The organism is Actinomycetes bacterium (genome assembly GCA_035506535.1).
GTDB lineage: Bacteria > Actinomycetota > Actinomycetes > DATJPE01 > DATJPE01 > DATJPE01.
Window position 1 is genome coordinate 1 of record DATJPE010000042.1, and the last position, 22,090, is coordinate 22,090.

Below are 22,090 nucleotides of genomic sequence, written 5' to 3' on the forward strand. Positions count from 1 at the left end.
GGGGTGCCAGATCCCTGCCGCCTGGTGCGACGCGCACCACATCGTCCCGTGGTCGTGCGGCGGGGTGACGGCGCTGGTCAACCTTGTGCTCCTGTGTCCGCACCATCACCGGCTGATCCACCACTCGGCCTGGGAGGTCGACATCGGCGCCGACGGGATGCCGGTCTTCAGCCCACCGGACTGGGTCACACCCGACATCGCGACTGCCGACCCGACGTGGCGGATCCTGCTGAGCGCTCGGTTCCGACGAAGACCCCGCGCCGCCTGAACGACGTCCGCGCACTACTCCTCCCTCCACCGATCACATCCGGCGAAGCGCCGCGGCGGCGGCGTGCCAGCCACCCATGCCGTGGACTCCCCCGCCCGGCGGTGTCGAGGCCGAGCACAGGTAGACGTCGGGCAACGGCGTCGACCACGGGTCCAGGCCCAGCACCGGGCGGGCCACGAACTGGCGCAGGTCGGCGGCTCCACCGCTGATGTCCCCGCCCACCTCGTTGGCGTTGTGCGCCTCGAGCGCGGCCGGACCCATCGCGTGACGGGCGAGGACACGCTCGCGGAATCCCGGGGCGAAGCGCTCGAGCTGTGCCTCGATAGCCCCCGTCATGTCCACAGTGGACCCGTTCGGGACGTGGCAGTACGCCCAGCCGGTCTGCTTCCCCGCCGGTGCGCGGGACGGGTCGGCGACGCTCGCCTGGACGAAGAGCACGTACGGCCGCTCCGGATGGCCGCCCCGGGAGACGGTCCGTTCCCCCGCCACGATCTCCTCGGCGCGGCCGCCGAGGTGGACCGTCCCGGCCGCGGCCAGCCGCTCGTCACCCCACGGGACCGGGCCGTCGAGCGCCCAGTCGAGCTTGAACACCCCGGGGCCGTACCGGTACCGCTCGAGGGCCCGTCGGTACCGGCCGCTCAGCTCCGCGTCCGCGATGCGCAGGAACTGGCGCGGCGTGATGTCGAGCAGGGCGACGCGGTGCGAGGGGAGCGCCGAAAGACGTCGTACATCGGTGCCGGTGACCACCTCGCCGCCGAGGGACCGCAGGCGCCGGACCAGGGCGTCGGCGATCGCCTGCGAGCCCCCGACGGCGACCGGCCAGCCGACGGAGTGCGCCAGCGACGCCAGCATCAGCCCGTAGCCGCTGGTGGCCGGGCTGGTCAGCGGCAGGATCGCGTGCGCGGAGACGCCGGCGAACAGCGCTCGCGCCCGCGGCTCCCGGAAGGCGGCTGCGTTGACCCAGGTCGCGGGCCAGATGCCGCGTGCGCCGAACGCGGCCAGACGCAACGGGTGTCGCGGCGGCACCTGCATCGGGGAGAGCAGCCCGTCGACGACCTCGGGCCCGGCCGCGGCCATCGACGCGACGAGCGTCCGCCACGCCCGACCGTCCCGGCCGAGGCCGCGCGCGGTCGTGTCGACGTCGCGGTCGAGGATCACGGCCGGCAGCGCGTCCAGGGGGTGGCCGAGCGGGACCGGCGGATGCGCGTACGTCAGACCGTCCCGCTCGAGCCCCAGCTCGCGAAAGGCCACAGCGGCCTGCGCCAGGGCGTGGACCGTGGCGCACACGTCGTGTCGGAAGCCGGGAAGCGTCAGCTCCTCCGTCCGCAGGCCGCCACCGACCCGCTCGGCGGCTTCGAGAACCACGACGCGAAGGCCGGCCTGGGCCAGCCGGACCGCGGCGACCAGACCGTTCGGCCCCGATCCCACGACCACGGCGTCCACGTCGGTCACGGCGGGATTCTCGTCCTCATCGCGGTGCTCGCAGCCACAGGCCCACCATGCTCGGGGAGAGGGCCTGGTCGACGACACCGAGCAGGTCGTGCGAGACGACCTGCGGGTCCACCTCTCGGCGAAGCCGTGCCCCGAAGCTATCCACGGTTCGGACGGCGTCGTAGCGAGCGCGGTCGAAGCGTCGGTCGACGAGCTGCTGCACCCTTCGGTAGAGCGGGCGGGCCAACGCCGCAGCGATCAACGTGGCTGCCGCGACGGCCAACTGGTTGTCAGAGCCGAGCGCCGTGGACCCGAGGGCGACCACGCCGGCGAACAGGGCGGCCAACACTCCGGTCACCACGGCATACGACGTCGTGCGCGAGATGACCCGGTCGACGTCGTACAGCCGATAGCGCTGCACCGCGATCGCGATGGACAGGGGCAGAGCCGCTCCGCCGGTCACCCACACGACGTAGGCGACGGCCGACGGAACTCCCGGGTCGGTGCCGCGCGAACCGATCGCCAGCACGACGATGGTGATGGCGGCGCCCCAGAAGAACCACTTGAACTGCTGCCGGTGAACGCCGTCGCTGGTCCGCCACCGCACGACCAGGCTGATGAGGACCAGGAGGGGGAACACGGCAACGAGGACGCCACCGACAGGAGCGGCTGCATCGCTGAGATCCGCGAGCGCCGTTCCGGCAAGGGGCCCGAGGCGCCCGGTGTCCGGCAGCCGACTCGAGCTGGTGACCGTGACGAGCGCCCCCATGACCATGAACGTCCAGCCGGCGCCCACCAACCACCGTTGTGCGCGGCTACCAGCGGTGCCGTCGGGGAACAACGCGACCATCAGGAGGAAGGTCAGCCAACCGGCACTGCCGAGAACGGGGGACATCACCTCGATCCAGACCGATCCGGAAGCCCCGGGGCCGGTGACGAACCAGTTGATCAGCGTGACGCCGGTGAAGATGAGGGCGATCGCGAGCATGAACCACCCGATGCGGTTCCCGGGCAGCCGCCACAGCACCCAGACCGCCATCACGGCATACGCGACCCACACCAGCGCCCAGGTGGAACCGTCCGGGTCGATCGCTGCCAGGGTCAACAGGGTCACCACTGACCCGAGCCCGAGCCCGACGATCAGGACACGAAACAGCGGCGATGGAATCATGACCGCTCCACCAGAGTGATCCGCGAGTGCTCAGGTTGCAGCGCCCGGCGCACCACGGACGACAGATCCGCGACCACCACGTCCGGGTCGACCTCATGCCGTAGTCGCGCGCCGAAGTCGTCGATGGTCTGGAGCGCGTCGTACCGCGCTCGATCGAAGCGACGATCCACCATGAGCTGAACGCGTCGTAGTGCTGGTCGGGCCAAGGCGGCGGCGGACAATGTTGCGACGGCGACCACGACCGGGGAATCAGTGTGCAGCAGCCGGCTTGCGGACAAGACGATCGTGCCGTAGACGGCGAGGAGAAGTCCGGTGACGACGGCGTAGGACGTGGTCCGGCTGATGATGCGGTCGATGTCATACAGGTGGTAGCGCAGGATGGCGATTCCGCACGAGACCGGGAGGAGGCTGAAGACCAGGGCGAAGGCGAGATCGCTGCCGTTCAACCGGGGAATGAAGAGGAACACCAGCAGGATCGCGGCCGAGTAGGCGAGCCAGCGCAGCTGAGCACGCTCGACCCCGGTGGCACGGTGGTACCGAAGGACCGAGCAGACCACGGCGCCGACCCCGCATAACGCCATCACCATCAGCGACATCGCCCAAGCCACCTTGGCCACCGGACCCCATGGGCCGGGGTGCAGGGGGTTCGCGTACGTGCGGGAGGCCACCACGAGGTCCGGCGCGAGTGCGCCCTCGACGACGATCAGGGCGCAGGTCACCACGCTTGTCCACAGCAGCGGTCTCCACCGTGGCGAGGCAAGACCGTGGGGGAAGAGCAGCAGGGTGAGCACGAAGCCGAGCGTGAGAGCGACGATCCACAGGAAGTTCGAGAACCACGCGGCCGTCAGGGCATACCAGGCGGACGGCTGGTCCGACCTGACGGCCAGGGTCATCGCGGCGTTCGCCGCGGCGATCAGCCCGGCAACCGAGCCCACACCGAGGAAGACCCAGCCGATCGGGTTCTCCGGCTTGCGCCGGGTGAGCAGCCAGCCGATCGCGGCGTAGACCACCGCGGGCAGCAACGTGTAGAACACCCCCCAGCTGGCTCCCAGCATCCCAAGCCCGAGCCCGAGCGCGCTGACGGCCATGAGGCCCCAGCGCGCCGCGAGACCCCATCTCGACGTCATGCCCGGGCCACCAAGGTGATCCTGGCGCGCACGGGCTCGAGCGTGGTCCCCACGACGGCCATCAGGTCGGACGCGACGACATCGGGATCGACCTCGTGGCGCAGCCTCGACCCGAACTCATCGACGGTGCGCAAGGCGTCGTAGCGGACTCGGTTGAACCGCTTGTCCACGCTCGTCCGGACCCGGGTGAGGACCGGACGCGCAATGCCGGCCACGGCGAGCGTGGCCAGCGCGACGCCGAGGTGGTTGGACGGACCGAGCAGTACCGACATGACGGTCACCGTGACGGCGAAGGTGCCCACCAGCAGGGCGGTCACCAGCACGTAGGCGGTGGTACGACTGATGATCCGGTCGATGTCGTAGAGGTGGTAACGCAGGATCGCGACACCGAAGGCAGCCGGGATCAGCATGAACGACAAGAGCGCGACGAACTGCAGAGCGAGCAACCAGAACGGGTAGCGGACCGCGAACCAGTTGGAGTCGGTGCTGTCGATGTGGTGGAAGCCGTCATAGGCGAAGGAGGTCGCGAGCGTGATGGAGTAGATCACCACGATCGTTGCCGCCGCCGCACCGAGCCAGCGGATCTGAGCACGCTCGATCGGACCCGACCTTCGGTAGCGAAGCACGACCGAGACGACGCTGACGACCAGCGCCGCCGGGAAGAGCAGCAGGAAGACCGACAGCGCCTGGGTCCACGGCAGGTAGTACCGGTTGACAGTGCCCTGCGACGTGATCTTGGAGGCAGTGGTCACGACGACCGTCAGCAAGACGATGAGGACCGTGCACCCGTGGGAGAACCACCGCCAGCGGGGAGACAGCAGCTGCCCATCGGGGAAACGCAGGACGAGGTGGGTGCCCATCAGCCCCACCGGGACGACCCACCCGCCGTCGAAGGGCAGGCCGAGGATCACCCCCCAGGCGAGGCCGATTCCGAGTAGCAGCCGGCCCTCGACGTGCCGCGGATAGCGGCGCAGGACGAGCCATCCGACCACGAGGAAGCTGACGGGAACCAGGAGCGTGGCCCAGCTGCTCGCAGACCGCGAGACCCCCGCCTCGACCAGCAGCGCCAGTACGGCGACGACGAGGATCGTCGCGTTGAGGCGCCCTGGTCGCGACGTCAGCATCGCCGTTCGGTCACCCCCGCTCCGTACGACGCAGTGCGCGCAGCGGAGCTGTGGCGGTGTGCGCCGCCGAGCGCATGCCGGCGTTGTGGCGCACGTTCCTCCAGTTGCCCCAGAGCCGCTTCCGGTCCACGCACACGGTGTACTCGCTCACCTCGGCGTCGGGGACCCCGTGGTGGGCCGCGAGGTTCTTCAGCGTAGCGACCCAGAACTGGTCCTCCTTGCGTCGCATGACCGGCCAGCCGAGCTCGTACAGCGGGTCGTTCGTGCGGATGAGGATCCGGATGGACACCTCGGTCCCGCTCGCGACGCTCTCCGCCCCGAAGGTGATCATCCCAGCGAACATGTGGCCCTCGGGCGTCATGAAGGTGAAGGACTCGTCGTCGGCGTACAGGACGAGGATCCCGGTCGACAGCGTCATCCCCGCTCCGGTGTCGATGCCGATCGGGTTCACCGAACCTGGGCTGACGCCGGTCAGCGAGGTGTGGAAGGTCGCGCCCTTCGGCCAGTAGCTGCCGAAGTTCTGCTTCCAGTCCGCGATCACGGCCTGGGGGCCGATCCCGCTGCCGAGCTCGGTCGCGTACGTGCGCTGCCAGAGCTTCCCGAAGCCCTGCTGCGGCCCGGTCACCTTGCGGCCGCTCACGTTGAAACCGGCCGCGGCCACCTCCGGGCCGACCTCGAGGCGACCGACGTTCGGAGCCCAGTTGCCGGCGTCTCGTGGCTGCTCGTGGGTCTCGCTCATGGTCCTACCCCTCTCGTCAGGCGGCCGCGAGGGCGCTGGACTCGTCGTCGTGGATGGAGATGGCTTCGTCGAGCCGGGTCAGCTCGAAGATCTGCCGATAGTGGTCGGTGAGACCGAAGGCGGCGAGCTTCTGGTGCTGGCGGTTGGCGCGCACCAGCAGCGTCACGAGCATCCCGATGCCCCCGCTGTTCATGTACTGCAACCCGTCGAAGTTGAGGACGAGCAGGCGCGTCCCGGGAGAGCTCGCCTCCTCGTAGGCCTTCATCAAGGTCGGCTCGCAGGCAGCCGTCACCTCGCCGTTGATGTCGATGACGGCGGCGGTGTCACTCGGGTGTCTCACGTCCAGGGACAGCACGGGCTCGTTCATGGTTCTCCCTGTTCTCGCGGTGCGGGTCACGAATGGGCAGCGCCGTCGACGGCGGCGTCGACGTCGGAGTAGATCTGGATGAAGTCCGAGAGGCGGGTGATCGAGAAGATGTGCTCGTAGTGGGAGCTCAGCCCGGACGCGAACACCCGTCGGTTCTCCGCCCTGGCACGCCCGAGGATCCCCACGATGAGCGCGATCCCGGTGGAGTTGATGTAGTCGACCTTGCTGAAGTCGAGGAGCACCACGCGAGGATCGGACCGGACCGCGTCCTCGTAGGCGGCCGTCAGTGACCCCATGGCGTCACGATCGACCTGACCGGTCAGAGTCATCACCGCCACGGGCGGCTGACCCTGGACAGCCACCTCATACGCCGTCATCGGGACCCTCCTCAGGGGAAGCGTCGATCGACATGACCAGCCGCACGGTGTGGCGGCCGTCCTGCGTCGACTGCACGACCTCGTCGACCATGTTCTGGATGAGGAACAGGCCCCACCCCCTCGCCGTCTGCAGGCCGGCCAGCTTCAGCTCGAGGTCCGGGTGGGTCGGCCCGACCTCCTCCCCCGAGCCCCCGTGGTCTGTGACGGTGACGGCGATCCGGTCACCCTCGTCGTAGACAGCGATGTCGACGGGGATGTCGGCGCGGTTGCGGTTTCCGTGCTCGATCGCATTCATCGTGGCCTCGGCCACCGCGGTCTTGAGCCGTTCGAGGCGTTCGGGAGCCAACCCATAGGCCGCGACCGCGTCGTGGACGCGACTCATCGCCTGCCGCTCGTTGCCGGGCTCGCTCGGAAGGCTGAACGAGGCCACCAGGCCGACAGGGAGCCCCAGCGCGGCCCCCTCGGTACGGCGCAGCGAGACGAGGGTGATGTCGTCCTCCTGCTCCACCGACCCACCGGTGAAGCGGGCCAGCTCGGACAGGCAGAAGTCGGTGAGCTCAACACCGTCGCGGACCTCGGCGACGAGCGCCGAGACGCGGTCGAAGCCGAACATCTCGCCGTTCTCGTCGTGCTGCTCGGTCAGGCCGTCGCTGTAGAGCAGGAGCTGCTCCCCCGGCGCGATCACGGCTGTGCTCGGCTCGTAGGTCATCCCCGGCATGAGCCCGAGCGGCATCCCGGTGGCACGCAGCGAGCGGACTGTTCCGTCGGTGCCGAGCACGTACGGCAGGTTGTGGCCGGCGTTGGCGAACTCGATGGCCCCCGAGGGCGGGTCCAGGACCATCGCCAGGCACGTGACGAACATGTGCGCCGGGATGTCCTCGCACAGCAGGTCGTTGACCCTCGCCAGCACGGCACTGGGCGCGACCAGGCGCGGCCCGGTCTCGCGCAAGAGGGCGTGGGTGCTGGACATCACCAGGGCCGCCGGTACGCCCTTGTCGGTGACGTCGCCGGTCACGACCATGACCCGTCCGTCCGGGAGTCCGATGAAGTCGTAGAAGTCCCCGCCGACCGTGCGGGCCGGGCGATAGAGGGCTGACACATGCCACGTGGGCAGGTCCGGCAGGCTCTTCGGCAGGAACTGCTGCTGGATCAGCTGGGCGACCTTGAGCTCCTGCTCCATGCGCTCCCGTTCGCGGGCCTCGGCCTCTTGCTGCCGCACCAGCTGGCCGAGGCGGAGCGCCGGGGCGGCGTAGCGGGCCAGGGACTCCAGCAGCTGGCGGTCGTCCTTGGAGTAGTCGCGCTCGGACCGCCGGGGCCCGAGCTGCAGCAGCCCGACGAGCTCCCCGGACGTGACGAGGGGGACCACCAGGACGACGCCGGCCTCGCGCATGCGCTCGAGCGCGGGTGAGGCGAGGTTCAGCGTCCTGATGTCCACGACGCCCGCGTTCTCGTGGACGTAGGCGAGCAGCGGGTCGTTCGGTGCGATGTCGATGTCCGGCCCGCCGGTGCCGGGGATCGCGGGCGATTCGGTGACGGCCGGGGAGCGACGGCGCAGGAGAGATCGGCCGCGGGATGCCGGGCCGGTCGAGCCCTCTGCCGGTGCAGCGCCGACCCGCTCCTCGGTCTGGACCGAGTTCGCCATGGCACCTCCCGGATCGGTCGCGCCCACTGCGGCGTCGTCAGGTCCGAGCATGCCGAGCCCTCCGTTCCGGAATCGTTACGAAGCGGGCCGCTCCCCGGGTTTCCGGACACTATTCACCCGACGAGCGTTACCGTCAGGGCGAAATGCGGAACGTGGAGCTCACCCTCTTCGGCTCGCCCGTCATCGCGCGAGACGGTGCTCCCCTCGGCTTCGACACCCGCAAGGTGCCGGCCATGCTCGCGGTCCTCGCGGTGTCGGGCCGCCCGCATGGGCGCGACGAGCTGGCAGCCCTGCTGTGGCCGGGCTCGGACCAGACCCGCGCCCGCGCCTCGCTTCGTCGCACACTGTCGAGCGCGGGCAGCGTCGGCCCGGCACTGCTCGCCGGGAGAGGAGCGATCGAGCTGGACCCGGCGCTCGTCACGTGCGACGTCACCCGGTTCACGACGCTACGACGACAAGGAGGCATCAGCGCCGCACGCGCGGCCGTCGCGCTCTACGCCGGTGACTTCCTGGCCGGCTTCGGCCTGCGGGACAGCCCCGAGTTCGAGGACTGGAGAGCGGCCACCGCTGAGGAGCTGCGCCGCGACCTGGACGACCTCCTCTCGACGCTGGTGCGCGATCACATCGGCCGAGGCGAGTACGCCGACGCACTCCCGTACGCCCGCCGGCGCCTCACCCTCGACCCGCTGCGCGAGGACGCGCACCAGGACCTGATCCGCCTGCTGTCGTGGTCCGGGGAACGCACGGCGGCGATCCGGCAGTACCGGGACTGCGTGCGAATCCTCGAGCGGGAGCTCGGCGTCGAGCCGCTGCCCGAGACCACGGCCGTGTACGACGCGGTGCGGACGGGACAGCTCAGCGGCCCCGAACCCGTCACCACCGTCGCCGCCTCGACGTCCGCGGAGCCGGGGACCTCCCGCGCCGCGACCCCCTTCGTCGGGCGGGCGGGCGAGCTCGGCCTCCTCCGTGAGGCGTGGACCGCTCTCCCTCGGGTCGTCGCCGTGGTGGGCGAGACCGGAAGCGGGAAGTCGGCGCTCGTGGAGCGGTTCTGCTCGGAGGTCGCCCGGCCCGTGGTCACGGTCCGGGGGCACGAGGGTGAGCAGTCACTGGCGTACTCGGCCGTGTACGACCTGGTCCGCTCCGCGCTGGCGGACAGCCCTGCCGTCGTCGAGTCGTTGGCCGGCGGGGAACGCCGGGCCCTGGGTCGCCTGGTGCCAGCGGTGTCCGGCGAGGACGTGCCCGTCAGGGACGACGGCGACGACGCCGCGGCCCGCACCAGGCTGTTCTCTGCGGTCCGGGGGTTGCTCGGGGCGATCTGCTCGAACGACTCCGTCGTGCTGGTCGTGGAGGACGCGCACTTCCTCGACGAGGAGTCCCTGGAGGTCCTCGCGTTCCTCACGCGGCGGCTCCCCCGAGGACTGCTGCTCGTGCTCACCTGGCGAGCCTCGGCCGCGCCCCAGGCGCTGGCCGCCGCCGTCGCCGACGCCGGTCGGGACGGTCGAGCCGCCCTGGTCCGGCTCGAGCCCTTCGACCGACGAGACGTCGGCGCCCTGCTGGAGGCCATGGGGACGACCGTCACGGACGTCGCCGTGACGGAGGTGTTGCTGCGCACGGGAGGGCTGCCTCTCCTCGTCGCCGAGGACGCCGCGATCCTCCTCGACTCAGCCGACGCCCGCGTCGCGTCGACCGTCCGGGTCCGGGTCGACGCTGCCCCGCCGGCCACCACGCAGCTCCTGGCGGTGGTGGCGGTGGTGGCGGCCCCGGTGGATCCCGACCTGCTGCGCCGGGTGAGCGGGCGCAGCGACGCCGAGGTCGTCGCCGGCCTCGAGGACGCGGTGGCGCGCGGCCTCCTCGTGGAGTCGGCGACGCGGGCGGCGTATGACTTCCCACACGACACCCTTCGCCGGCTCGTCCTGGACCGGACCAGCCGCGCCCGGCGGCGGCTGCTGCACGGTCGCGCTGCCGACGCACTGATGGAGCGCCTCTCCCGACGGCCCGGCGCGGTCGCGGCGGCGAGCATCGCGCGCCAGCTGGAGCTGGCCGGCAGGGACGAGGAGGCGGCGGTCTGGCACGTTCGCGCCGCCGAGGACGCCCGGCGCGTCTTCGCGCATTCGAGTGCCGCCGAGCACCTGGAGGCGGCGCTCGCCCTCGGGCACGACCCCGCCGGCCTCCACCTGGCGCTCGGCGAGTGCTATGCGAGGCTCGGCAGGTACGCCGACGCGGTGACCGCCTTCGAGCAGGCCGCCGCGCAGGCGCCCGAGGGAGTGGCGGCGGCCTCGGTCGAGCGCCGGCTCGCGCAGGTCCACCTGCGGCTGGGGGACCTCGAGATCGCCGAGGCGCACCTCGGCAGCGCACGGTCGATGCCCCCTGCGGACCGGGACGACGCGTGGGACGCCGAGCTGCTCGCCGACATCGCGCTGGTCCGGCTGCGCCGCGGCGACGTCGATCGGGCCGGGGAGGCCGCGGACGAGGCGGTGCGGCTGGCGACGTCGGCGGCTGAGCCGGTTGCGCTCGCGGAGGCGCACAACGTCAGCGGGCTGGTCGCAGCCAGGACGGGCGACCTCACGGCGGCGCGAGAGCACCTGCTGTCCAGCCTCGCGAGCGCCGAGCTCCTCGCCGACCCCGGGCGCGCGGTGGCCGCCCTGAACAACCTCTCCCGCCTCGAGGCGGAGGCCGGGCACCTGCCCGCGGCACTCGACGCCGCGGAGCGCGCACTCGCCCTCGGGTCCCGATCGGGCGACGTGCACCCCCTGGCGGCACTCCACACCAATCTGGCGGACCTGCTGCACGCGACCGGCAGGGACGAGCAGGCGCAGGAGCACCAGCGGGCGGCCGCAGCCCTGTTCGCGGAGGTCGACCGGGAACCGGTCCGCAGGCCTGAGATCTGGAAGCTCGCCGAGTGGTGAGGGACCCTCGATCCCGATGAGCGGGAAAGAACCGACGAGCCCGAGCGAGCCCTCGACCGCGGACCGGCTGCGATACCTGGACCTGCTGCGCGTGGTCGCGATAAGCGCGGTCGTCATCGGTCACTGGCTGCTCGTGAGCGTGACCTACTCCCATGGCCGGCTCTCCGGCCAGGACGCGCTGGACTACATCAACTGGGGAGGCTGGGTCACCCTGGGCTTCCAGGTCATGCCGGTCTTCTTCCTCGTCGGCGGCTATGTCAACGCGCGCTCCTGGACCAGCCACCGAGCGGCCGGGCAGGGGTGGGCCGCGTGGGTGCACGGCCGCGCGATGCGCCTGCTGTGGCCGACCACGGTGTACGTCGTCCCCATGACCCTCGCCTTCGGGCTCGGCGTCGCGTCCGGCTGGAACGCCAAGGAGCTGTCCCAGGCGGGATGGCTGACCGCGTTGCACCTGTGGTTCCTGCCGGCCTATCTCGTCGTCATCGCCGTGACCCCGCTGATGCTCGCCCTGCACGAGCGGTGGGGCCTCGCGGTGCCCGTTGTCATGGCGCTCGCCGCGTGCGCGATCGACCTCGCGGCGGTCGGCTGGCACGTGCGCTTCGTCGGCTTCCTCAACTATCTGCTGGTGTGGGGATCGATGCACCAGTGGGGTTTCTCGTGGCGGGACGGGCGCCTGACGTCGCCGCCCGGCAGGCCGTACCTCCTCTCCGGGATCGGCCTCGTGGCCCTCGTCGCCCTGATCGGACCCGGTCCGTTCCCGATCGACATGATCGGGGCGAATCACGAGCGGGTCGTCAACACCGGACCGCCGTCGGCGGCGCTGCTGGCTTTCGCCGCCGTCCAGGCGGGTGTCGTCATAGCCCTTCAGGGGCCTGCGTCACGCCTTCTCGACGACCCGTCGTGGTGGCGACCGGTCCAGCGGCTCACCCCGGCCGTCATGTGGGTCTACCTGTGGCACATGGTCCCGGTCGTCGTGGTCGCTCTCGCCGTGTACCGGACGTCACCCGTCCCCCAGCCGGCCGTCGGATCCTGGCAGTGGTGGGCACTACGCCCGGTGTGGCTGCTGGTGCTCGGGGTGCTCGTGACCGTCCTGGTGCTGGGCCTCATGCGCCTCGAGCGGCCGCTGCGGCGCCTCCCGGCCGGCATCGACTCCCCGACGGCGTGGTCCGGGCCGCTCGTCGCCGCCGGGCTGCTGGCCGCCGGGATCGGCCTCGCCCGCCTGGCGATCCGCGGCTTCGCGCCGGGCGGCCACGTCGCGACCGCGGCGCTGGCGACGTACGCGCTCGGCATCGCGCTGCTGGCCATTGCCGCCCGCGGAGGTCACGACAGCACGCGGCCCCGGAAGTTGCGCAGGCCCAGCGAGACGAACAGCGTGAAGAACCCGACCAGCACGGGGTAGATGACGTAGAGGTGCATGTGCGGGGCGTCCGTGAACGCCGCCCGCATGCCCTCGTTGACATAGATGAGCGGGTTGACGAGGACGATCGTCTGCAGCCAGTGCCAGTGGCCGATCGTGACCGGAGCGAGGCGGGTCCACGCGTAGTAGGTCCCGCCGAGGAAGGTGATCGGCAAGACGACGAACCCGAACATCAGCCCGATGTTGCGCGGCTGGAAGCTGGTGCCGAGGAGCAGGCCCAGCGAGGACATCGTCACGCAGGCCAGCGGGACCAAGGTCACGATCACCAGCCAGTGGAGGTCGATCGCCGCCTCGACCCCCCTGGCGTGCACCACCGACGCGATGGGCAGCACGATGGCCGCGGAGATCATCCCCTGGACGCTCCCCGAGATCACCTTCGATGCGGCCACGAGCCAGATCGGGCACGGTGCCTGGACCCGGTCCTCGATCTCGCGCGTGTAGCCGAACTCCTGAGACATCTGAAGGGCGACCGACTGGACCCCCTGGAACATCACCGAGATACCGACCACCCCGGCGACGAGGACAGTGGCGAACGCGGTCTGCGCGGCGTCGCCCCGCGAACCCCCGCCGACCGCGCTGCCGATCTTGGGGAAGACGTAGAGGAAGACGAAGCAGAGCAGGAAGGGCTGGATCACGGTGCGGATCGCGAACTCCCCGAAGTTCTTGCGCAGCACCACCAGGTCGCGGAGCATGAGCGCCCGCAGGGCGAGCCGCCCGGCTGCGAACGCGGTGCGCGTCGGCTTGGTCGCGACGCCGGTCACTCGCGCAGCTCCTTGCCGGTGAGGGTGATGAAGACGGTCTCGAGGGTGGGCTCGGCGACCGAGAGGTCCGCGACCTCGAAGCCCGCGGCCTCCGCGGCGGCCACGACGCGAGCCAGGAGACGTTCACCGCCACGGACGTGCAGCTCGACGCCGGCCTCCGTCCGGCGATGCCGGGTCGTCTCGGGCACGGCGGCCAGCAGGACCGCGGTCAATCTCTCCTGGTCCCCCTCGGCCCGAACGAGGACCACGGTGTCCGCGTCCACCCCCTTCTTCAGCGCGGCCGGCGTGTCCATAGCGAGGATGCGCCCGTGGTCCATGATGGCCACCCGGTCGCACAGCCGGTCTGCTTCCTCCATGTAGTGGGTGGTGAGCATGATGGTCTGTCCGTCGGCATTGAGGTCGCGCAGCAGCTCCCACAGCGCCAGCCGCCCCTGCGGGTCGAGGCCTGCCGTCGGCTCGTCGAGGAAGAGCACCGCCGGTCGGTGCAGGACCGACCGAGCGACCATCAGGCGCTGCGCCATGCCGCCCGACAGGGCGTACACCGATGCCTTCGCCCACTTCTCCAGCTGGAAGCGTTCCAACAGCTCGTCGGCCCGTCGGCGCGACTCGGCGGCCCCGATGCCGAACAGCCGGCCGTGGAAGTACAGGTTCTCCCAGACGTCGAGTTGGCGGTCGAGGGTGTTGGTCTGCGAGACCGTCCCGATCACCTGCTTGGCCAGCGCCGGGTGCCGCACCACGTCGATGTCGGCCACGAACGCTCGGCCGGCGGTCGGGATCACCCGGGTGGTCAGCATGCCGGCCGTCGTCGTCTTGCCGGCGCCGTTGGGCCCGAGCAGGCCGAAGACCTCACCTGACCACACGTCGAGGTTGAGCTCGGCGACGGCCTTGAAGTCCGCGCCCCGGTAGACCTTGGTCAAGTCGACGGTGCGGATGATCCCGCCCTCGGCAACGGTCATCTCGACCCTCCGGGACCACCCTAGGCAGCCCACGCGGGCAGAGCGGACTCGACAGCGGTCACGAGACGAGTGAAGCTTCGGTCGACGTCCTGCGGCAGCCCGAACCCTCCCGCCGCCTCCAGGGCGCAGAACCCGTGCAGCGTCGCGCGCAGCCCGCGCGTCGCGTCGATCGCGTCGGAGCCCGACAGGCCGTAGCCGGCCAGGACGCTGAGCACCGTGCGAAGCACCCCGTCCGCCGCGGCCAGGTGGGCGTGGTCGTCGGGCGCGGGAGCGCGGACCGTGGCGGCGTAGCGTCCGGGGTGCTCGTGCGCGTAGGAGCGGTAGGCCTCGGCGATGGCTCGCACGGCGTCGCCACGCGACTTGCCCACCGCGGCGCCCGCCAGGCGATCGCCGAGCTCGCGGAGCGCGAGTGTGGACACCCCGCGGTGCAGGTCGTCCAAGCCCTCGACGTGCTTGTACAGGCTCGGCAGCCGTACGCCGAGGCGGTCGGCGACGGCCTGCAGGGTCAGCCGCGGCAGGCCGACCTCGTCGGCGACGTCGGCGGCCTCGGCGACGACGACGTCGGGACGCAGCCCGGCCCTAGGCATCGACTCGACCGAGGAAGGAGCAGACCGCAGGTGTCACGACCTCGGGGTACTCCGCGTGCGGGTAGTGCCCGGAGCCCGGGACGAGCACCAGCTCGCCGTGCAGGCGCTCCGCGACGAGGCGGCCCTCGACCGCGGGGTCGGCGAAGTCGGGGTCCGCGTCGCCCATCACCACGAGCACCGGGACGTCGACCTGGTCGAGGCGGGCCTCGGCGGGCGCGTGCGAGGTGTGCGTGGTGGCGTGGAAGGCCCTCCAGTACGCCGGGCGCCGCAGGCTGGCGTCGATCGCCGCTCGGTGCTCGTCGAAGTCCGCGGGGCGCCGTCCCGGGAAGAACTTCGGGTAGTACGCGAGCCAGGCCGCGCGGCCCCAGGGACGCAGGAGGGTCAGCCGGAACACGGCGGCCTTGAACCACCCGGTCGGGACATCGCGCACGAAGGGACCGGTGAGCACGAGAGCGTTCACCGCCGAGGGCCGCTCGACAGCCGCCCAGACGGCCGCGCCCGCCCCCATCGAGTTGCCGACGAGGACGGCGGGTCCGCCGAGGTGCTCGACGAGGGCGAGCGCGTCCTCCCCGGCCGCCACGTCGTCGTAGCGGTCGAAACTCGCATCGCTGTCACCGTGCCCGCGCAGGTCCATGATGGCGACCCGGTGGCCGGCGGCGACCAGCGCCGGGACGAGGGCACGGTAGGTCGAGCGCAGCTCGCCCATCCCGGGGATGCAGACCACGAGCGGCCCGCTGCCCGCGACGTCGTACGCGATGCGCCCGTGGGGGCGCTGGAGATAGTTAGTTGTCATAGCCTGAAGGCTAGTGTCATTAGCTTTGCCAGTCAAGCCGGGACCTAGGTCGGTAGGCGAGCGGGGCCGTGGAACGGTAGGACTGACGCCATGACGACGTCATCCGGATCATCGACGCACGCCCCCCTCACGCCCGCTGAGGTGGCGTCGATCGACGCGTACTGGCGGGCCGCGAACTACCTGTCGGTGGGCCAGATCTACCTGCTCGACAACCCCCTCCTGCGCGAGCCGCTGCTGCCCGAGCACGTCAAGCCGAGGCTCCTCGGGCACTGGGGGACCACACCAGGGCTGAACTTCATCTACGCCCACCTCAACCGGGTGATCCGCAACTGGGACCTCGACGCCATCTTCGTGGTGGGACCCGGCCACGGCGGGCCGGCCGCGGTCGCCAACGCCTATCTCGAGGGCACCTACTCCGAGGTCTACCCGGAGGTCTCTCGTGACGAGGACGGCATGCGCCGGCTGTTCCGGCAGTTCTCCTTCCCGGGCGGCATCCCCTCCCACGTCGCGCCCGAGACCCCCGGCTCCATCCACGAGGGCGGCGAGCTCGGCTACTCCCTGTCGCACGCGTACGGCGCAGCGTTCGACAACCCCGACCTGCTGGTCTGCTGCGTCGTCGGCGACGGCGAGGCCGAGACCGGACCGCTGGCCACGGGCTGGCACTCCAACAAGTTCCTCGACCCGGTCCATGACGGCGCCGTGCTGCCCATCCTGCACCTCAACGGGTACAAGATCGCCAACCCGACCGTGCTGGCGCGCATCGGCGACGATGAGCTGACCTCGCTCCTGGAGGGCTACGGCCACACGGTGCACTGGGTGTCCGGCGATGACCCGGCGCTCATGCACCAGCAGATGGCCGAGACGCTCGACACCGTCGTCGCCGAGATCGCGGCGATCCAGCGTTCCGCCCGCGAGGGCGGGGAGACCGCGCGGCCGCGCTGGCCGATGATCGTGTTCCGCACGCCCAAGGGCTGGACTGGTCCCAAGACGGTGGACGGCCTGCCGGCGGAGGGGACCTGGCGCTCCCACCAGGTGCCGATGACCGAGGTGCGCAACAACCCGGGGCACCTGCAGCTGCTGGAGACCTGGCTGCGCAGCTACCGCCCCGAGGAGCTCTTCGACGAGCGCGGCGCGCTCGTCGGCGAGCTGGCCGCGCTCCCGCCCAAGGCGCACCGCCGGATGAGCGCGAACCCGCACACCAACGGCGGCCTGCTGCTGCAGGACCTCAAGCTCCCCGACTTCCGCGACTACGCGGTGGAGGTCAAGGAGCCCGGGACGACCTATGCCGAGGCGATGCGCGTGCTCGGCGGGTACCTGCGCGACGTGGTCCGCAACAACCCCGACTCCTTCCGCATCTTCGGCCCGGACGAGACGGCCTCCAACCGCCTGGGTGCGGTGTTCGACGTCACCGACCGGCAGTGGATGGCCGACACGATCGAGGGTGACGACCACCTGGCCCGGCACGGACAGGTCATCGAGATGCTGTCGGAGCACCAGTGCCAGGGCTGGCTGGAAGGCTACCTCCTGACCGGCCGGCACGGGGTCTTCAACTGCTACGAGGCGTTCATCCACATCGTGGACTCGATGTTCAACCAGCACGCCAAGTGGCTCAAGGTGACCCGCGGGATCCCGTGGCGGCGCCCGATCGCCTCCATGAACTACCTGCTGTCCTCCCACGTGTGGCGGCAGGACCACAACGGCTTCTCCCACCAGGACCCCGGGTTCATCGACCACGTCGTCAACAAGAAGGCGGAGATCATCCGGGTCTACCTGCCCCCGGACGCGAACACGCTCCTGTCGGTCGCGGACCACTGCCTGCGCAGCCGGCACTACGTCAACGTCATCGTCGCGGGCAAGCAGCCCTCGCTGAACTTCCTGTCCATCGAGGACGCCGAGCTGCACTGCACGCGGGGCATCGGGATCTGGGAGTGGGCGTCCAACGACGAGGGCGAGCCCGACGTCGTCATGGCATGCTGCGGGGACATCCCCACGGTGGAGACCCTCGCGGCCGTGGACATCCTTCGGCGCGAGCTGCCCGAGCTGAAGGTCCGCGTGGTCAACGTCGTCGACCTCATGCGCCTCCAGCCGGAGTCGGAACACCCGCACGGGCTCTCCGACCGGGAGTTCGACGCACTGTTCACCACCGACCGGCCAGTGGTCTTCGCCTACCACGGCTACCCCTGGCTGATCCACCGGCTGACCTATCGCCGCACCAACCACCACGAGCTGCACGTGCGCGGCTACAAGGAGGAGGGCACCACGACGACCCCCTTCGACATGGTGATGCTCAACGACCTGGACCGCTTCCACCTGGTCATGGACGTCATCGACCGTGTCGCCAGTCTCGGCTCGAGGGCGGCCGCGCTGCGGCAGCGGATGCAGGACGAGCGGCTGCGCTGCCGCGCGTACACCAGGCTGGAGGGCATCGACCCGCCGGAGATCGGCGACTGGACCTGGCGGTACTGAAGCGGTGCGGATCCTCGTCGTCAACGCGGGCTCCAGCAGCCTGAAGCTCGCCGTCCTCGACGAGGACGACCGCGTGCTGGTCTCGGAGAACCTCCCGATCGGCGACCGGCACGTTGTCGACGGCGCGCTACGGGCCGTCGTCGTCGAGCACGGGCCGATCGCCGCGGCCGGGCACCGCATCGTGCACGGCGGCACCCGCTTCGTCCAGCCGGTCTTGGTCGACGACGACGTAGTCCGTGCCCTCGAGGCGCTCACCGACCTCGCCCCGCTGCACCAGCCGACGTCGCTGCACGGCCTCGAGGTCGTCTCCAACGCCCTGCCCGACGTACCGGCGGTCGCCTGCTTCGACACCGCCTTCCACGCCCGGATGCCCCCCGCGTCCTCGACCTACGCCCTGCCGTCGGAGTGGCGATCGCGCTGGGGACTTCGCCGGTACGGGTTCCACGGACTGTCGCATGCGTACGCCTCGCGGCATGCGGTGCAGCTCGCCGGGCTCGACGTCGCCCGGGTCCGGGTGGTGACCTGCCATCTGGGCGCCGGAGCCTCGCTCGCGGCCGTCGACGGCGGCGTCTCGGTGGACACCACCATGGGCTTCACCCCGCTCGAGGGGCTCGTGATGGCCACCCGGTCGGGGACGGTCGACCCGGGCCTGATCCTCTGGCTCGCCGACCGCGTGGGCATGCCCCCCTCGGAGCTGGCATCAACCCTGGAGCACCGCTCCGGGCTGCTCGGACTGACCGGGAGCTCCGACCTCCGCGCCATCCTCGAACGGGAGGCGGCGGGCGACGCTGACGCGACCCTGGCGGTCGAGGTGTACGTGCACCGCCTGCGCGCCGGCATCGCCGCCATGGCCGCCGCCATGGGCGGAGTGGACCTGCTCGTGTTCACCGGCGGTGTGGGCGAGCACTCCCCCGCCATCCGGTCCCGGGCCGCCGACGGGCTGGGCTTCCTCGGGGTCGGCTTGGACGCCGAGGCGAACGCCTCGGCCGAGCCGGACGCCGAGGTCGGCGCCCAGGCTGCGCTCGTGCGCACCTTCGTCGTGACCGCCCGCGAGGACGTCGAGATCGCGCGCGGCGTACGGCAGGTGCTCGCGAAGCCCTGATCCACCTCGTGTCGCACCCCGGCTCCACGACCCGGGATCGCCATCCTTGGGGCAGGCACCGAGGAGGACACCGGATGAGCACCGAGGGGACGTACAGCGACGACGAGGTGGGCAGCACCGGCTACGAGATCTTCATCGGGGCCCTGTCGCTGCTGTCCCTGCTGAACCTCGTCCTCTACGCGCTCATGCACGATGCGTCCAACCAGCAGGTGATCCAGGTGATGGACCTGCTGTTCAGCTTCCTGTTCCTCGCCGACTTCTCCATGCGGATGGTCCGGGCGGACTCCAAGTCCGGGTACTTCTTCCGCCAGTTCGGCTGGGCCGACCTGCTGGGCAGCCTGCCGTTCCCCCAGGTGAAGGTCCTGCGGATCTTCCGGGTGCTGCGCGTGTACCGGCTGCTGCGCAGGTACGGGATCCGCAGGATCATGCGCTCGCTGCTCACCGACCGGGCGGGCAGCGCGCTGTACACGTTGCTGTTCATCGGCATCGTCGTGCTGCAGTTCGGGAGCCTCGGCGTGCTGCACGCCGAGAAGGGCCAGCCAGGCGCCAACATCGAGACGGCCGGCGACGCGCTGTGGTACAGCATCGTGACGATGTCGACGGTCGGGTACGGCGACAAGTACCCGGTGACGCCGCACGGCCGCGAGATCGGGACGTTGATCATCATCGTCGGTGTGGGCATCTTCGGCACCCTCACCGGCTTCCTCGCCAACGTGTTCCTCTCCCCCAAGTCAGAGGACGGGCCGGCGGTGCCGGAGCCGGTCAACGATGTCAATGACGTGGACGATGTCACTGACGTGGACGATGTCACTGACGTGGACGACGCGCCGCGGGAACGGCTGCGCCGGCTACGCGCGCTGCTCGAGGACCAGCAGCGCGCGGTGGCCGAGCTGGAGCAGGCCCTCGGGGACTGACGCCCCCTCACGCCGGGACCGGCGGCCGGCGGGCACCGAGGACCCCCGAGATCGCGTACGTCACCACTGTCGCGGCGACCGTCTCCGCGGCGACCAGGCCCACGAGGACAAGGAGCTGGAGGCGGCCGGCCTCCAGGGGCGAGGCGCCGCCGAGGAGCAGGCCGACGAACGCGCCGGGCAGGACCACGAGGCCCACGTTGCGCGTCTGGTCAAGAGCCGGGACGAGCGCCGCCCTGGCCGAGGTCCGGGCGAAGGACCGTACGGCCTCGTCGGCACGAGCGCCCAGGGACAGCCAGGCCTCGACCTGGTCCCAGTGCGCCGAGACGTCGTCGACCATCCGCAGGGAGGCGAGCGTGGTGGCCGTCATCGCCCCACCGATGAGCTGGGCCGTGAGCGGCAGCACCTGGCTGACCTCCCACGGGATGGCACCGGTCCCCACGATGACGGCCGCCGCGATGCCGGCCCCGCAGACGATGGCCGCCAGAACGGGAAGGACGGCGGGCTGGGAGCAGCGCCTGGAGAGCCGGCGGCTGGAGGTGTAGGTCGCGGCGGTGACCATGACGGTGAGGTAGAGCGGCGCGTAGGCAGGGTGGGTGAAGACGAACTTCACCACCGCGGCCACGAGGAGCAGCTGCACGACCGCGCGGGCGACGGCGAGGACCGCATCGCGCCACTGGTCGAGCCGAAGGACCGAGCCCACCCCCGCGGTGACGCCGAGCAGCAGAACGAGCGCCGCGCCGAGACGAACGACCTGGGCCGAGCTCACCTGAGTCAGGCGCCGGACGCGGTCACGCTCGCGTCGGTCAGGTACCCCGCCGGGAGGCCGAGCAGCTGCGCGACGACGTACAGGATCGATCCTGCGGCCAGCGTCAGGAGGACCACGCTCACGACGTCGCTCGTAAAGCCGTGGCCGACGAGAATGCCGAGGAAGGTGGGCCCACCGCCGCCGGGCCGAGGCCGCGCCGGTCGGCAGCGACGCGCGCTGCCATGCCGACCGCGGGGCGCTTCATGCGCCCCACCGGCAAGCCGATGAGGATCGTCGCCCCGGCGATGAAGCCGAGGAGCAGGGTCTCGCCGAGTCCCATGGACGTCCTGTCGCTCGGTGGTTCCGGTCGCTGTCGTTGCGTTCGCTGTCGTTCCGTGGATTGCGTCGGGCAACGCTACCCGCTCGGCGGCAGTCTCGGATCGGACGTCCGGGTGGTCAGCCGTGGCGACGGCGCCCGGCCGCGAGGAGCAGGCCGAGGCCGAGGACCACCAGCGCGAGCCCCAGGGCCGACGCGAGCAGCACGTCGGCGCCGGTCTTCGGCATCCCGCCGCTGGAGCCGCCCGACGCGCTGAAGGGAAGCACCTCGGTCGGGGCCGAGGAGACGTCGTTGCTGCCCAACGGGTCATAGGTCGCCGACGTCACCGCCGCGTGGTTGGTCACGGTGGTAGGCGAGGCCGGAGCGCCCACCACGACCGTGATGGCGGGTGCCTTCGCCGGGCTGGCCAGGGCCGCCCGGGTGCAGGTCACCGTGACGTCGCCGTCGTGCGTGCAGGTCCAGCCGGAGCCGGCGGCCGAGACAAAGGTCAAACCCGCTGGCAGGGTGTCGGTGACCCGCACCGATGCGGCCGCGTCGGGACCGGCGTTGGACACCACCAGCGTGTACGTGATCCTCGCCCCCGCGACCACGCTCGCCGGGCCGGTCTTGACCAGCGAGAGGTCCGCCGACGGGCGGACCGACGTGGTTGCCGTGGCGCTGTTGTTGGCGAGGTCGGGGTCGTGGACCGTGTTCGTGACCTGGGCGCGGTCAGTGAGCGTCGCGGCGCGTCCCGGTGCCGTGACCACCACGAGGATCGTCGGGGCGCCGTCGCCGGCGGCGATCGAGGCACGGGTGCACGTCACCGTGGTCGAGGTGGCGGAGCAGGCCCATCCGGCGCCGCTCGCCGAGACGAACGTGGC

At 71.1% G+C, this 22,090-nt stretch carries 21 protein-coding genes; 6 read left to right on the forward strand and 15 right to left on the reverse strand.

From position 1 onward, the window contains the following. A partial coding sequence (locus VMI11_06815; GenBank protein ID HTY72122.1) for an HNH endonuclease signature motif containing protein occupies positions 1–268 on the forward strand: 268 nt, incomplete at its 5' end. A 33-nt stretch (positions 269–301) separates the two neighbouring features. Here VMI11_06815 and VMI11_06820 read toward each other — a convergent pair. Genes VMI11_06820 through VMI11_06855 form a run of 8 tightly spaced genes read right to left on the reverse strand, consistent with a single transcriptional unit; the run spans position 302 to position 8,246 of the window. Next, the gene (locus VMI11_06820; GenBank protein ID HTY72123.1) at positions 302–1,720 is read right to left on the reverse strand and encodes an NAD(P)/FAD-dependent oxidoreductase; all 1,419 of its coding nucleotides are present in this window, start codon (positions 1,718–1,720) and stop codon (positions 302–304) included. 16 nt (positions 1,721–1,736) lie between these two features. Continuing rightward, complete coding sequence (locus VMI11_06825) at positions 1,737–2,870, reverse strand: hypothetical protein (GenBank protein ID HTY72124.1); 1,134 nt, start codon at positions 2,868–2,870, stop codon at positions 1,737–1,739. Further along, positions 2,867–3,997, reverse strand: coding sequence for a hypothetical protein (locus VMI11_06830; GenBank protein HTY72125.1), 1,131 nt, complete (start codon positions 3,995–3,997; stop codon positions 2,867–2,869). The genes VMI11_06825 and VMI11_06830 overlap by 4 nt, the downstream gene beginning before the upstream one ends. Then, positions 3,994–5,121 (reverse strand): hypothetical protein, encoded by a 1,128-nt coding sequence (locus VMI11_06835; protein ID HTY72126.1) that lies wholly within the window; start codon positions 5,119–5,121, stop codon positions 3,994–3,996. Before VMI11_06835 ends, VMI11_06830 begins: the two co-directional genes overlap by 4 nt. A 10-nt stretch (positions 5,122–5,131) precedes the next feature. Next, positions 5,132–5,860: a hypothetical protein gene (locus VMI11_06840; protein HTY72127.1), complete on the reverse strand. Its 729-nt coding sequence runs from the start codon at positions 5,858–5,860 to the stop codon at positions 5,132–5,134. A 16-nt stretch (positions 5,861–5,876) separates the two neighbouring features. Then, positions 5,877–6,227 carry an STAS domain-containing protein gene (locus VMI11_06845; GenBank protein HTY72128.1) on the reverse strand — a complete coding sequence of 117 codons (351 nt, stop codon included), beginning with the start codon at positions 6,225–6,227 and terminating at the stop codon, positions 5,877–5,879. 26 nt (positions 6,228–6,253) lie between these two features. Further along, positions 6,254–6,604: an STAS domain-containing protein gene (locus tag VMI11_06850; GenBank protein HTY72129.1), complete on the reverse strand. Its 351-nt coding sequence runs from the start codon at positions 6,602–6,604 to the stop codon at positions 6,254–6,256. Further along, positions 6,591–8,246, reverse strand: coding sequence for a SpoIIE family protein phosphatase (locus tag VMI11_06855; GenBank protein ID HTY72130.1), 1,656 nt, complete (start codon positions 8,244–8,246; stop codon positions 6,591–6,593). The genes VMI11_06850 and VMI11_06855 overlap by 14 nt, the downstream gene beginning before the upstream one ends. A gap of 143 nt (positions 8,247–8,389) precedes the next feature. Between VMI11_06855 and VMI11_06860 the strand changes: the two genes are divergently transcribed. Both VMI11_06860 and VMI11_06865 read left to right on the forward strand, forming a co-directional pair. Continuing rightward, positions 8,390–11,152, forward strand: a complete 2,763-nt coding sequence (locus VMI11_06860; GenBank protein ID HTY72131.1) for a BTAD domain-containing putative transcriptional regulator — start codon at positions 8,390–8,392, stop codon at positions 11,150–11,152. A 16-nt stretch (positions 11,153–11,168) separates the two neighbouring features. After that, positions 11,169–12,551 (forward strand): acyltransferase, encoded by a 1,383-nt coding sequence (locus VMI11_06865; protein HTY72132.1) that lies wholly within the window; start codon positions 11,169–11,171, stop codon positions 12,549–12,551. On the opposite strand, the gene VMI11_06870 is transcribed toward VMI11_06865, so the two are convergent. Genes VMI11_06870 through VMI11_06885 form a run of 4 tightly spaced genes read right to left on the reverse strand, consistent with a single transcriptional unit; the run spans position 12,473 to position 15,666 of the window. Beyond that, positions 12,473–13,330, reverse strand: coding sequence for an ABC transporter permease (locus VMI11_06870; GenBank protein ID HTY72133.1), 858 nt, complete (start codon positions 13,328–13,330; stop codon positions 12,473–12,475). The genes VMI11_06865 and VMI11_06870 overlap by 79 nt on opposite strands. Continuing rightward, positions 13,327–14,286, reverse strand: a complete 960-nt coding sequence (locus tag VMI11_06875) for an ATP-binding cassette domain-containing protein (GenBank protein HTY72134.1) — start codon at positions 14,284–14,286, stop codon at positions 13,327–13,329. The genes VMI11_06870 and VMI11_06875 overlap by 4 nt, the downstream gene beginning before the upstream one ends. Positions 14,287–14,306: 20 nt before the next feature. After that, positions 14,307–14,873 carry a TetR-like C-terminal domain-containing protein gene (locus VMI11_06880; GenBank protein HTY72135.1) on the reverse strand — a complete coding sequence of 189 codons (567 nt, stop codon included), beginning with the start codon at positions 14,871–14,873 and terminating at the stop codon, positions 14,307–14,309. Beyond that, positions 14,866–15,666 carry an alpha/beta hydrolase gene (locus VMI11_06885; protein ID HTY72136.1) on the reverse strand — a complete coding sequence of 267 codons (801 nt, stop codon included), beginning with the start codon at positions 15,664–15,666 and terminating at the stop codon, positions 14,866–14,868. Before VMI11_06885 ends, VMI11_06880 begins: the two co-directional genes overlap by 8 nt. A 90-nt stretch (positions 15,667–15,756) precedes the next feature. Here VMI11_06885 and VMI11_06890 point away from each other — a divergent pair, with 90 nt between their 5' ends. From VMI11_06890 to VMI11_06900, 3 genes are all read left to right on the forward strand, one after another. After that, positions 15,757–18,132 (forward strand): phosphoketolase family protein, encoded by a 2,376-nt coding sequence (locus VMI11_06890; GenBank protein HTY72137.1) that lies wholly within the window; start codon positions 15,757–15,759, stop codon positions 18,130–18,132. Positions 18,133–18,136: 4 nt separating this feature from the next. After that, a complete protein-coding gene (locus VMI11_06895) occupies positions 18,137–19,234 on the forward strand; it encodes an acetate/propionate family kinase (GenBank protein ID HTY72138.1) in 1,098 nt (365 codons plus the stop codon). 74 nt (positions 19,235–19,308) lie between these two features. Next, complete coding sequence (locus VMI11_06900) at positions 19,309–20,148, forward strand: ion transporter (GenBank protein ID HTY72139.1); 840 nt, start codon at positions 19,309–19,311, stop codon at positions 20,146–20,148. 7 nt (positions 20,149–20,155) lie between these two features. On the opposite strand, the gene VMI11_06905 is transcribed toward VMI11_06900, so the two are convergent. From VMI11_06905 to VMI11_06915, 3 genes are all read right to left on the reverse strand, one after another. After that, a complete protein-coding gene (locus VMI11_06905; GenBank protein ID HTY72140.1) occupies positions 20,156–20,914 on the reverse strand; it encodes an ABC transporter permease in 759 nt (252 codons plus the stop codon). Between the two features lie 118 nt (positions 20,915–21,032). Next, entirely contained in the window at positions 21,033–21,233 is a 201-nt protein-coding gene (locus VMI11_06910; GenBank protein HTY72141.1) for a hypothetical protein, read from the reverse strand. A 116-nt stretch (positions 21,234–21,349) separates the two neighbouring features. Further along, positions 21,350–22,090 (reverse strand): DUF11 domain-containing protein (locus tag VMI11_06915; GenBank protein HTY72142.1); only part of this gene is annotated, 741 nt, incomplete at its 5' end.